The sequence below is a fragment of the Natrialba swarupiae genome, assembly GCF_008245225.1.
GTDB classification, from domain to species: Archaea; Halobacteriota; Halobacteria; order Halobacteriales; family Natrialbaceae; genus Natrarchaeobius; species Natrarchaeobius swarupiae.
Window position 1 is genome coordinate 121,910 of the sequence record NZ_VTAW01000004.1, and the last position, 11,893, is coordinate 133,802.

General features: G+C 61.0%; 12 protein-coding genes. 5 read left to right on the forward strand and 7 right to left on the reverse strand.

Annotated features, from left to right (window positions below; all coding sequences use genetic code 11):
* Positions 1 to 8: 8 nt before the first annotated feature.
* The 4 genes from FYC77_RS05305 to FYC77_RS05320 form a co-directional block, all read right to left on the reverse strand.
* Positions 9 to 3,431, reverse strand: a complete 3,423-nt coding sequence (locus FYC77_RS05305; protein ID WP_149080465.1) for a chemotaxis protein CheA — start codon at positions 3,429 to 3,431, stop codon at positions 9 to 11.
* Positions 3,424 to 4,602: a chemotaxis-specific protein-glutamate methyltransferase CheB gene (gene cheB / locus FYC77_RS05310; protein WP_149080466.1), complete on the reverse strand. Its 1,179-nt coding sequence runs from the start codon at positions 4,600 to 4,602 to the stop codon at positions 3,424 to 3,426. Before cheB ends, FYC77_RS05305 begins: the two co-directional genes overlap by 8 nt.
* Positions 4,599 to 4,961 carry a chemotaxis protein CheY gene (gene cheY, locus FYC77_RS05315; protein WP_124196601.1) on the reverse strand — a complete coding sequence of 121 codons (363 nt, stop codon included), beginning with the start codon at positions 4,959 to 4,961 and terminating at the stop codon, positions 4,599 to 4,601. The genes cheB and cheY overlap by 4 nt, the downstream gene beginning before the upstream one ends.
* Before the next feature lie 216 nt (positions 4,962 to 5,177).
* Positions 5,178 to 5,909, reverse strand: a complete 732-nt coding sequence (locus tag FYC77_RS05320; protein WP_149080467.1) for a chemotaxis protein CheW — start codon at positions 5,907 to 5,909, stop codon at positions 5,178 to 5,180.
* Positions 5,910 to 6,033: 124 nt separating this feature from the next.
* On the opposite strand from FYC77_RS05320, the gene FYC77_RS05325 reads away from it, so the two are divergent.
* The 5 genes from FYC77_RS05325 (at position 6,034) to FYC77_RS05345 (ending at position 9,485) form a co-directional block, all read left to right on the forward strand.
* On the forward strand, positions 6,034 to 6,495 hold the full coding sequence (locus FYC77_RS05325) for a chemotaxis protein CheW (RefSeq protein ID WP_149080468.1): 462 nt from the start codon (positions 6,034 to 6,036) through the stop codon (positions 6,493 to 6,495).
* 570 nt (positions 6,496 to 7,065) lie between these two features.
* On the forward strand, positions 7,066 to 7,902 hold the full coding sequence (locus FYC77_RS05330) for an RAD55 family ATPase (protein WP_149080469.1): 837 nt from the start codon (positions 7,066 to 7,068) through the stop codon (positions 7,900 to 7,902).
* Between the two features lie 74 nt (positions 7,903 to 7,976).
* Positions 7,977 to 8,651, forward strand: a complete 675-nt coding sequence (locus FYC77_RS05335) for a hypothetical protein (RefSeq protein WP_149080470.1) — start codon at positions 7,977 to 7,979, stop codon at positions 8,649 to 8,651.
* Positions 8,648 to 9,106, forward strand: a complete 459-nt coding sequence (locus tag FYC77_RS05340) for a hypothetical protein (protein ID WP_149080471.1) — start codon at positions 8,648 to 8,650, stop codon at positions 9,104 to 9,106. Before FYC77_RS05335 ends, FYC77_RS05340 begins: the two co-directional genes overlap by 4 nt.
* Positions 9,107 to 9,155: 49 nt before the next feature.
* Positions 9,156 to 9,485: an RPA12/RPB9/RPC11 RNA polymerase family protein gene (locus FYC77_RS05345; protein WP_149080472.1), complete on the forward strand. Its 330-nt coding sequence runs from the start codon at positions 9,156 to 9,158 to the stop codon at positions 9,483 to 9,485.
* Positions 9,486 to 9,584: 99 nt separating this feature from the next.
* On the opposite strand, the gene FYC77_RS05350 is transcribed toward FYC77_RS05345, so the two are convergent.
* From FYC77_RS05350 to FYC77_RS05360, 3 genes are all read right to left on the reverse strand, one after another.
* Complete coding sequence (locus tag FYC77_RS05350; RefSeq protein ID WP_011323528.1) at positions 9,585 to 9,791, reverse strand: cold-shock protein; 207 nt, start codon at positions 9,789 to 9,791, stop codon at positions 9,585 to 9,587.
* A gap of 80 nt (positions 9,792 to 9,871) precedes the next feature.
* A complete protein-coding gene (locus FYC77_RS05355) occupies positions 9,872 to 10,315 on the reverse strand; it encodes an IS200/IS605 family accessory protein TnpB-related protein (RefSeq protein WP_162354476.1) in 444 nt (147 codons plus the stop codon).
* Between the two features lie 182 nt (positions 10,316 to 10,497).
* On the reverse strand, positions 10,498 to 11,886 hold the full coding sequence (locus tag FYC77_RS05360; protein WP_149080474.1) for a hypothetical protein: 1,389 nt from the start codon (positions 11,884 to 11,886) through the stop codon (positions 10,498 to 10,500).
* Positions 11,887 to 11,893: the final 7 nt, after the last annotated feature.

Here is an 11,893-nt window from a genome sequence, read left to right on the forward strand (position 1 = left end):
GTACTCGTTCATAGTGTTGTTACGTCTATGATATTGACGACTTTTCCTCTGCCTCGGACGGTCGCGCCGCTGAGGCCGGGAACGTCGCTCATGAATCCCTCGAAGGGTTTGACGACGACCTCCTGTTGTCCGTACACGTCGTCACAGTGAAGGACAACCGGGCGGACGGAGTCTCGAATGCGAACCGCGACGCCGTCGCCGTTTGCGTGGCTCCCCGGCGTCTCGAGGCGCTCCTCGAGATCGATCACCGGATACATCTCGTCACCGACGGGGAACACCCGCTCGTCACCGGTCGTTTCGATTTGGTTCGCCGTTTCGATGTCGTGAACGGCCTCGGTCGGGATGCCGAACTCCTCGTCGCCGCTCTGGACGAACAGGACGTCGTCGATCGCGATCGAGACGGGAAGCGTCATCGTAACCGTCGTCCCGTCTCCGGGTTTGCTGTCGATCGAGACCGTTCCTTCCATATCCTCGATCGTTCGTTTCACGACGTCCATCCCGACGCCGCGGCCGCTGACGTCGGTCACTTCCGACGCCGTCGAGAGGCCCGACTGGAAGATGAGACGTGCTGTCTGTTCGTCTTTGAGCTCATTGGCTTCCTCGGCCGAGAGGACGCCGGCTTCGATCGCTTCCGACCGAAGTCGATCGGGGTCGAGACCGCTTCCATCGTCGGAGACCGTGATCGTCACCCGGTTTCGTGATCGACTAGCCGTGAGTTCGACGCTGCCTTCGCGTGGCTTTCCGGCCGCTTCCCGTTCGTCCGGCGGTTCGATACCGTGGTCGACCGCGTTTCTGACCAGGTGAATCAACGGATCGCGAATCCGATCGAGAATGCTCCGGTCGAGTTCGACGTCCTCGCCGCGTATCTCGAAAGCGACTTCCTTGTCCTGTTCACGTGCGATATCTCGGACGATCCGCGGAAGCCGATTGACGACCGTCTCGAGTGGGATGAGCCGGACGTCCATAACGGTCTCCTGGAGCTCCGTCGTCAGCCCTTCCAGATCGTCGAGTTCGGCCTCGATCGCCTGGAAGTCACGGTCGGATTCGACCTCGTGACGGAGTCGAACGCGACTCGTAACCAGCCCCTCGACGAGCGTCATCAGTTCGTCGATCTGATCGACGTCGATTCGGACCGACTGGATAGCGTCGTCGTCACGATCACGATCGGGGTCCTCGGACGTGTCCGGAACCGTGATATCCGGGATCTCGAGTGACGGCTCGTCGACGATCCGGGGCACTTCTTCGTCGGTTCCGTCCTCGCTTTCGTCCGTCTGTTCGGTCGATTTACTCGAGTCCTCGGCGGGGTGGAACTCGTCGTCGATTCCGACTCCGAACTCCGTATCGTCGACCTCGTCGAAGGCGTCTTCACCGAAGGTTTCTTCGAAGGAGTCTTCGGTGTCGTCGACGAGATCGAGCGGATCGACTGCCTCGTCGGCCGGTTCGTTCGAGTCGGTCGATCCGCCCGAATCCGCGGTGGCCGATTCGTCGAACTCATCGTCAACTGATGCCGAAGAGACAGTACTATCGCCGAAGCCGTCGTCTTCGATTTCGCCGAAGTCGTCGTCGACGCTCGAGAACTCGTCAGCGGGTTCGCCGAAGCCGCCGTCTTCGATGTCGCTTACGGACTCGTCACCGAATTCGGCATCGTCCCCGAACCCACTACCGACGTCTTCGAACGCATCGTCCTCGATGTAGCCGACGGAGTCATCGGGTGAGTCGATTGGCGAGTGTGTCGTCTCCTCTTCGTCGTCGAACGACACCGTCGTATCGACGGGTTCGGGGTCGTAGGTGTCTTGGACGTCCGTGAACTCCTCGTCCGCTAACTCGTCTTCGACTGACGTGTCGGATTCATCCGACTCCTCGAGATCCGCTGGCTCTTCGGACTCCTTGAGATCCGTTGGCTCTTCGGACTCCTCGCTTTCGTCGTGGTCGCTCGAGTCGATATCGGCCTCGACCAGGGTTTCTCCGGCCGGTTCGTCGTCGACCGGGCCGTCGTCGGCCGGATCGGTTTCGAGGGGATCGTCCTGGACCGTCGAATCCGCGGAGACCGAGTCGTCGCGTACTGTCCACTCGTCAGCCGCTTTCGTGGACGGTTCTGATGGCGATTCAGCAGTTTCCACATCGACCGGCTCGTCCAGCGCTCCATCGTCGCCGAGATCTTCCTCGAGCGTCTCGTCGAGAGCGTCGTCGTCTTCCTCGAGTTCGTCGCCGAGGAGTTCGTCCATGCTGACTTCCTCTTCGTCGTCGAACTCGTCGAACTCGAGTTCGTCGAGTTCGTCCTGGAGTTCGTCGAACCCGACCGTATCGACCTCTTCTTTCAGTTCCGCGAAGACGGACTCGGCGTCCTCGACCTCTTCATCTGAGCTGGTGTCGGCGGCCGAAGTGGCGTCGGCGGCGGACGTCTCGTCTCGAGTGGTAGGGTCGCTAGCCCCGCTTGACTCGTCTTCGGCCTGTTCGTCCGCCTGGTCGAACAGGTCATCGAACGAACCGGCCTCGCCCATCTCGTCGAAGACGTCGAGATCCTCGTCGGCTTCGACTTCCTTGATTTTCTCGTCTAAGTCGTCGAACTCGTCGAACTCATCGAGAAGTTCGTCGACGCCGAGATCTCGAGCTTCGTCCGAGGAGATGTCCGCGCGGTCGACGTCTTCGGCGAGCATTCCAGCTTCGGTTGGCAGATCCAGATCACCGTCTTCTCGAGACGCGGTCTCGAACTCGACGGTTACCTCGCGGATCCCGAAGGCGGTCACCTCCTCGACGGACTCGAGGCCTGAGACGATCGCCTGCTCACCGACGGCACAGCCGAAGACCGCGTCGAACTGGCCGCCGTACGTTCCATCGTCGATCCGGTCGGCGGACGGAACCGTTCCGATCAGGTCGAAGGCGTCGATCAACGCGTCGACGACTAACGATCCGTTCGTCGGTCCCTCGTCCACGCCGGCTTCGTCGATCGCGATCCGGGCGAGATACGCATCGTGGTTCTCGTCTGCCGGCGGATCGAACCGCGACAGAATCGACGGGACTTCCTCGTCCGACGGCGCGTCGACCGACGTCGTCACCGACGTCTCGAGGTGGTCGCGAAGCGTTCGAATCGTCGCTGACGGGTCCGTCTCGATTTCGCCGTCGGCGTCGACCTCGTCGACCATCGTCTCGAGTTGGTCGACGGCGTCGAAGACGTCGTCCATCAGTTCGGCCGTGACGTCGATATCGCCAGCACGGACCGCATCGAGGAGGTCCTCTATGCCGTGTGCGAGGTCACTTGCCGACTCGAGCCCGGCCGCACCGCAGTTGCCTTTGAGCGTGTGGGCGATCCGAAAGATGTTCTCGATCGCATCCTCGTCGTCGGGGTTCCGCTCGAGAGTCAACAGCGCGTTGTTCAACTGCGTGATTCGTTCGTGACTCTCCTGTACGAACTCCGTCCAGTACTCAGTCATATGTCTCACCCGTGAACGTGGCGGTGATCTTCTCGACGAGTTCCGTTGCAGGAACGATGTCGTCGACGCAGCCGGTCCGAATTGCCTGACAGGGGATTCCGAACACTGGACTCGTTTCTTCGTCCTGTGCGATCGTGTATCCGCCGGCGGCGTCGATCGCTTCGATTCCGGCCGCACCGTCCCGTCCCATGCCGGTTAGGACGACGCCACAGATCGGGTCGGCGACCCGATCTGCGACGCTTTGCATCGTGACGTCGATCGACGGCTTGACGCCGTGGACGGGATCGTCGTCGTCGAGACGGAGCCGAAGGTTCCCGCCGACGTTGTTCGATACCTGGAGGTGTGCCCCTCCTGGGGCGACCGCCACCTCTCCTGGGCCGATTCTGTCGCCGTCGGCCGCTTCTCGAACGTCGTACTCGCTGACCGTCTCGAGTCGCTGTGCGAACCGCTCGGTAAACGCCGCCGGCATGTGCTGGACGATCAGCAGTTTCGCCCCCAGTTCCAGGGGGAGTCGTTCGAGCACGTGTTCGACGATCTTCGGACCGCCAGTCGATGCGCCGACGACAATCGTTGGCTCGGCGTCGGATTCCGTGGGAACGTCGACGGGGCGAACCGTCGGCGTCTGAGCTGACTGCGTTCCGGTTGGACTGGCACTCGGTTTCGAATCGACGCCGTCGTTTCCGGTCGACGTGACGGTTCCGGATGCGGTCACCTGTCCGGACTGGGTCGACCGAACCGCTCGCGCGGTCGACGTCGTTCGAGCGACCGCAAGCGACGAGACGTCGGCATCGTCGAGTGCGTCGACCTTGTCGACGAGTTCGTCCACGAGGTGTGCGACGTTTCTCGACCCGGATCCGTCGGGTTTCGAGAGAAAGTCGACCGCTCCGCGTTCGAGCGCGTCGAGGGTCGCTTCCGCCCCGGCTTCCGTATACGCACTGAGCATGACGATCGGTGTCGGGTTCGTCGCCATGATTCGCTCGACGGCTTCGATCCCGTCCATCTCGGGCATTTCGACGTCCATCGTCACGACGTCCGGATCGAACGCCGACATCGTCTCGAGGGCGTCGGTCCCGTTCACAGCCGTTTCGACCTCGTATCCACTACCTGTGAGTGCGTTGTCGATAACCGTCCGCATGAACCGGGAGTCGTCGACAACGAGTACTCGCGTCATGCCGCAGCGACGTCCGTGAGAGCCTTTCTGACGCTCGGTTCTTCGAACGGTTTCGTCACGTAGCCATCCGCACCGGCTTTCACCGCCAGTTTCATCTTCTCGCGTTGCCCGACGCTCGTACACATGATCACGCGGGCGTTTGGATCGATCTTTTTGATCGCAGCGGTCGCCTTGATCCCGTTGCACTTCGGCATGACGATGTCCATCATGACGATGTCGGGATCGTGTTCTTTGTACAGCTTTACGGCCTCGGCACCGTTCGTTGCCTCTCCAATGATGCGGTAATCCTGCTCTAAAATTTGTCGCAGTAGATTCCGCATAAAATGAGAGTCGTCTACGATGAGAACCCCTGTCGACATTTAGTAGTACACCGGCCGATAATACAAAAAGAACTACTATAAATGCTGTCTCCCGGTTATCAATCGTGATAACAGTGAGATAACACCATACTCGGCGCTCTCTGTCCTGTGGTGAGTCAACGAAAGGAACGCGACTAATACCGTTCCAACCGTCAGCCGATGGGTGAAACCGGACGACAGCCATCGGTTTCACCCATCAGTTCAGTTGGACCACGATTAGCCCTGATCTGTGGCCCGATCGGACACGAGGTGGCCGGACGCAGCGAGGAGATTCTCTACGTTGATCAGCGGGATCACATCGACGACGAGCTGTGCCGTTGTACGGACCGATTCCGAGTCGTCGCCCGTCTCGCCGCCGCGATCGGTCGGCGTGATCGACTCCGCCACCGGAGCGACGTCCTCCGCAGTCGATTGTGCCGATCCGTCGCCCCGGCTTCGTCGCGTCGATCGGTGTTCGCGTTCGAGGAGTGCGTCCACCAGTGGGTGCTCGAGCGGCTCGCTCGAGTAACCCCGTTGCTCGACATTGTCCGGGGAGAGGACGGCCCGTTCGGGGATAGCGTCGACGCTGAGAACGTCGTCGATTCTGGCCGCCGCCGACTGTTCGTCGCCGGACGTATCGAAGACGAGTAGCTGTTCTCGACCCGGACGCTCCTCGGTGACGGGAAAGTGGTCCGTGATGTCGATCACTGCCGTTATTTCTCCACGAAGATCCATCATTCCCTCGATGGCACGTGGCGTCCGGGGTACACGGGTCAAATCGTCCGGAACGTCGGTAATCGTTCTGACGTCGTCGACTGGCACCGCCAGTCTATGCTCGCCGATTCCAAACAGCACGAACCGGAGGAGTTCCTGCTCTTCTTCGGCCCGATCCGGCGACTCGCGTTGCGTTCGGTTCTCCGCGGCACCGATATCGATTCCGAGGAGCTTCTCGGGTAGGTCCGGGGCCATCGTTCTTGTTCGTGTATCTAATCCCAGCGATAAAACGTTGACTCTCGGCTGAACGTCTCGATAGCGTGTTCGACCCGCTCTGATCAAAACACTTATTTACACTGTCGGATCGCGTTAGATGACGATGGCATCGTTCTCAAACAGCGGTGGAAACGACAGCGAATCGGACCAGGTTGCGGTCCTCGCCTTCTCACTCGCCGATCGGCAGTATTGCGTTCGAGTCGACGCCGTCATATCCGTTCTCGGCGTCGGAGACACGAGCACGGTAGACACCGCAGAAGATCCGTGGAATGCAGGCTCGATTACGGTCGACGGCGACCAGGTCCGCGTCGTCGACCTCCAGCGTATCTTCGGGCCGACGAACCAGACGCCGAATCGCGCCGACGAGTCCGAACTGATCGTCCTCTCGGAGATGGACGAATCCGACGCTCGGTACGGTTGGCTGGTCGACGACGTCGACGTAACCAGAACTGTGTCGACGATCGACCTCGAGCCGGCTCGCAGGAGTGCGCGGTTCGTCAAAGGGAGTTTCGAGTTCGACGGCCGGGAACTCGTCTGGCTCGACGAGCGCGAGATCCATCCGTAGCGTTCCAAACACCGACCGGTGAGTGATACCGACTGCGATGAGTCTGTCCCGGTCGATCGCCGACCGTTCTCCGATCGACCGCCAATCGTGCGGTCTGCTGTGGGTCCGTTCCGACGTATCCGCCGCATGGCTCGCGGGTACGCAGGTCCATCGGGACAGTGACTCGTATCGGAACAACCCGTATGAGCCCGAACACTCGCCGTCGAGCCCATTCTTCGCAGGGGGTATCGTGGCCAGTCGAACGTGTCGCCGCGTATCTGGCGACACCGTGTGTCGATCCCCAGACGAGAAATCTCTGGACACCGACAATCAAAGAGGACTATTGCCACTCGCGGTGACTGTTCGAGCGTAGTGTAACTCGAGGTGGGCGCTCGATTCGGGGATACGGCTGGCAGCCGGTTTCCGTCGCTTGAGGACACTGTAACGACGAACGCGGCTCGGAATCGGGTGATGTGGGTGGTTCTGGCCGGGGGAGCTGAGCGTATCGGGCTCCGCAGGTCGGTACCGGATGATGCTCCGCTGGAGCTGATCCGCCAGAACAGGTAAGCGGTTCGCTCCGAACAGAGTGGTATGGAACGGCTCCCCCTTGGCATCTCTCGGCTCGATCGCATGATCGGCGGCGGTGCACCGGCCGGAAGCGTCGTCTTGCTCGCCGGGGACTCCGGTGGGGGTGCCCGGGAGTTTTGTTACACCAGCGCGGTGATGAACGGGCTCGCGGCGACCGACTCCGAGCTGTTCGACCTCCACTACGGGGACCTCGAACCGGGAACGACGGTTCCGGAGGAAGTCCACTACGTCTCGTTTACGGACGGACGGGAGGCAGTCGTCGACGAGATGTCGGTCGTAATCGACGACGAGATCGTCGAGGGAGGAATGACCGACGTCGAGTTCGTCGACCTGGCGCGAGAGTACTTTCAGTTGACGCCGGTTCCGACCGAGTGGTACACAGATCAGCCTACCGACCTCACTGACCTCGGGGAGTACACCGGTAACAGCAACGTCTTCGAGGCGTTCGCCGATTACCTGACCGCTCACGCGTCGGAAAACCTCGTCGTCGTCGACTCGATCACCGATCTCGTCGTCTCCGTCGACGACCAGCTCAGCTGGGAGGAACTCGTGGTCGCGTTGAAAGGGCTCGCTCGAGCGTCCCATCAGTGGAACGGCGTGGTACTGTTGCTTGTCAACGCCGACACGCTCACACCGACACAGCTCGGCCGGCTGAAGGAGGCCGCCGACGGAACGCTCCGTTTCGAGTGGGAAAGCGGAGGGTCCGAGCGCGCACGGACGCTCGTCGTCGAACAGTTCCGGAGCGTACTCTCGCGACTCGAAGACGAGAACGTCGCCCGGTTCGAAACCGAGATTCACGACGCCGGCTTCGATATCAGCAACGTTCGAAAGATTCGGTAATCGGTCGGGAGCGGGCCCATCGCGGATCGAGTCGGCAACAATCCTTATCAGGCGATCAGCCGTAATTGGAACGCATGGCCGGCGAGAACCACGAAAGCGGCGGCGTCTCGGTCACAGCACCGGCCGACACCGACGACCTCGAGGACCGGATCGAGGCCCAACGCGAGGAGTTTACGGATCTCCTCGAGGACGTCCGATCGCGTGTCGTCCAGGTCAAACGCGAGACCGACGACAAAGCGCCGGCCGATCACGAACACGAATCGTACGCCCCGCGCGAGGATGTCGCCGACTTTCAAAACGACCTCGAGGAACTCGAGCGTCGCCTCGAGACAGGATTCGACAACTACGAGGAGATCGTCGAACAGTTACTGGATCGGATCGAGGTTCTCGAGGATCGATCGACGATTCTCGCGAAAACGGTCGCAGCGATACGCGATCGACCCGACGGAGAACGCGGTCGGAACGCGGTCGACCGTCTCCAACGCCGAGCGAACCGACAGGGGATTCGAACCGCGACCTGTGAAAACTGTGACTCGAGCGTCGATCTCGCCCTGTTGAACGTCCCCGAGTGTCCACACTGTGAGAGCCCGATCGCCGACGTCGTCGGGGACTCGTCTCTCTTTGGCTCCGACAGACTCGTCATCGGCGACCCTGACGAGTCGGCTCCCCCAGAACCGACTGACGGGGAGGGCCCCAGCCGCCCAGAACCGACTGATCAGAAGGACTCGACGACGGACGAACGCCGATGACGGACCGCGACGAGCCGCTCTCCGATCTCGCTGCGACCGTTTCGGAGGGCTCGAGCGAGCACGGCGCCGACTCCGAACTCGAGTTCGACGCAGACGCCGAGTTCGATGGTGATACCGACGCTCACCTCGAGTACGCCGTCGACACAGACGCCGAGTTCGACGACCTATTCACACGCGAAGATGTCACGGAGATCGACGGTGAGCGTCTCTGGCGACGTCTCGAGGAGGTTCGATCGGCCGATACGTCCGACCATAGCCGAGACGTTCGGACCGTCGACAAGCACGTTTACTGTCATAAGTGCGATCACTTCTCGTCGCCGCCGGAGGTCGGCTGTGGTCGGGACGGAACGGATATCCTCGGAATGCCGACCCTGGAGACGTTTCGGGTCGTCGACTGCCCGGTCGTCCGCGAAAACGACGACCTCGAGCGACGGAGCGGCGGCTCGGATCGGTGATCGATCTCGACGGGAGCGTTTTTGTTTCCGACGCCGTAGATGCGCGTATATGCAGTTCTGTGACGACTGTGGCTCGATGATGAAAGCCCACGGAGAGCGCATGGTGTGTACGAACGACGACTGTGACGCCTCGAGCGAGCGAGACCGCGACCGCGAGGACGAGTTCGTGACGACCGAGTCACAGATCTTCGACGACGTGATCGAATCGGACGAGGGAGCCAACTTCGAGGGGAAGCCGAAAGCGACTGACGTCGTCTGTGACGAGTGTGGGACCGAAGAAGCGTGGTACACGATCAAGCAGACGGCGTCGGCAGACGAACCGCCGACGCGCTTTTTCAAGTGCACCGAGTGTGGCTACCGGTGGCGTGAGTACAACTGAACAAAAATCTGAAATCGCCATAGCTTTGGCTGCAGGGTGTGAGCGCCCAAAAAATCGAGAGTGTTATTTGTCGCTGTAAGCGACGAGTATCTCTCGGTATTACAGTCGGACGACGTTCGCGGCGCGAGGCCCCTTCGGTGAGGACTCGATGTCGAACTCGACTTCAGTCCCTTCCGTCAGGTCCTCTCCGCCGACGTCCTCCATGTGGAAGAACACGTCTTCGTCGTCGTCGAGATCGCCGTCGTCAGTCGAAATGAAACCGTAACCGCCAGTGTCGTTGAAGAAATCAACCTTTCCGTTTGCCATTGCGAATAGACGTACGACCAGAACGCGGATAACACTTTCGTGAGTCGCGGTACCGCGACACCTGATGTGAACTGCCCTGCCTACTTCGCTCGCCTAACGGCTCGCTTCGTTGCGACAGGGGCTTCCAAGTCAGCTTGGAAGCGTACCGTGGCAGAGGCTTGGTCAGCACCGCTCGGTTCGAGTGCAGGTTCACAGACTGCGCCGAGGTCTCGATTCTGGATACCTTCGAGATTTCCGACCACGATAAGCGCGTTACGCTCTTTTGCTTCCTCCACGATGGCGCGAGAAATCTTGTGGAGGCGGTCGTTCACTCGACGGTACTCCTTTGCCTTGACCGACTGGAGCGTGTCGTAGGCTCCCTTCTCTTGCAGACGAGTGTGGAGGTCGTGATGATGACGGCGGATACGGCGAATCTCTTCGCCGTGGAACTCGGTGTTGGAAGATGACAACGCCACCGACGTTGCTACCCACCGAACACCGAGGTCCACACGGATAACACCGTCGTACCCCTCGCTGACTTCCACCTCTTGCCGAACCGTCAGGTGCGCGTATTACATCGGACGGATGGCTGCGGGTACAGCTGGTTCGGATTTCGTCGGTGCGTTCGGTTCCGGAAACGCGGCTATTCGCAGCTAGCTACGAGGAATACGTTCTGCGACCGACCGTCCATCGTTACAGCAGTCCGTACCAGTCATCACAAACCGGATCAGTCGTCGTCTTCTTCCTCTTCGGCTGCATCCGCGGCGTAGGCTTCGATGTCGTCGTTCGCGAGCGGGAACCGGTCCATCGCTCCGTCTTCGCCGGGAAGCGTCCGCGTCTCGAGAACGCCCTCGTCGGCCTCGTCGACGCCCCCCCACTCCGCGTAGTAGTTGCCTAACTGTCGCTCCGGATCGTACAACGTGAGTTCCTCGGCGGGGAACGAGTTCAGATCGCCGGTATCGGTCGTGATTCGAACGTCACCTCCCTCGAAGACGTTCAGAAAGATCTCGGTCGCGGGCGCGCCGTCGATGATGTAGCTCGAGGACGACTCGAACCGGTTCAGTTCGAACCGGTCGATGAAGGCACCGTCCTCGTTCGACCGAACCGAACCGTTGATCTCACACTCGGTGACGGTCGCCGAGTACTCGCTTCTGATGTCGATCGCCAGGTTCGAGTCGGGCTTCGAGTCGACGACGCAGCTTTCGACGTCGCCGCTTCCGGTGACGTTGATTCCCTGGCTCACTTCACAGTCACGCAAAAGCACGTTGTTCAGGCCCACTGTCCCCTCGATCGTACTGTCGACGACCCAGCCGGAGTTGCTCCGAAGATCGTTGTAGAACCGGCAGTCCTGAGCGTTGATAGACGGACCACGGACGACGTCGTAGAACCGGCACTCACTCGCCGACAGTTCGTGGACCAGTTCGTCGTTGAAGACGCTCTCGTGGGCGCTCGTCGGGCCGCCGAGCGATCCGTTGACGGTGCAGTAGTTCAGGTCCATCACTGACTCCTCGTAGGCCTCCCGCGTTTCGTCCTCGTACTCGTCCTCGACGTCCTCGTCGTACTCGTCGTACGCGACGAGACGGGAGTACTCGATCTCGTCGGGGATCTCGAGGGTCGCGTTCCAGAACCCCGGCGGGCCATCGCCCAGCAGGAAGTGAAGCGTCCCCCGGACGGTGAACGATCTGGCCTCGGGCATCACGATTTCGATCACGGTGTCCTCGTCGGACTCTCCGACGTAGGTGTACGTCTTGGTCAGGAACTCGCCCTCGATGTCCGCGTACTCGACGTCCGGCTGGACCGTGTACTTTCCCGACTCGATGCCGATGACGTCGCCGGAGTCGAGGGAATCGTACGCGTCCTGTAACGTCTCGTAGTCCGCCTCTGCACTCGAGCCAACGACGAAGTCGGGTTCGGGCGGTTCGGTCTCGTCGGTCTCCGCCGCTTCGTCTTCCGCTTCGTCGTCGCCGTTCCCGTTGCCGTTCCCGTTGCCGTTCCCGCCGCCATTGCCCTGATCGAGTCGGTCGCTGAGACACCCAGCCAGTCCAGCGACGGCACCACTCGATCCGAGTAAGAACGCTCGTCGCCGTAGCCCGTCCGTCTCCAGTAACTCACCCATAACTTCT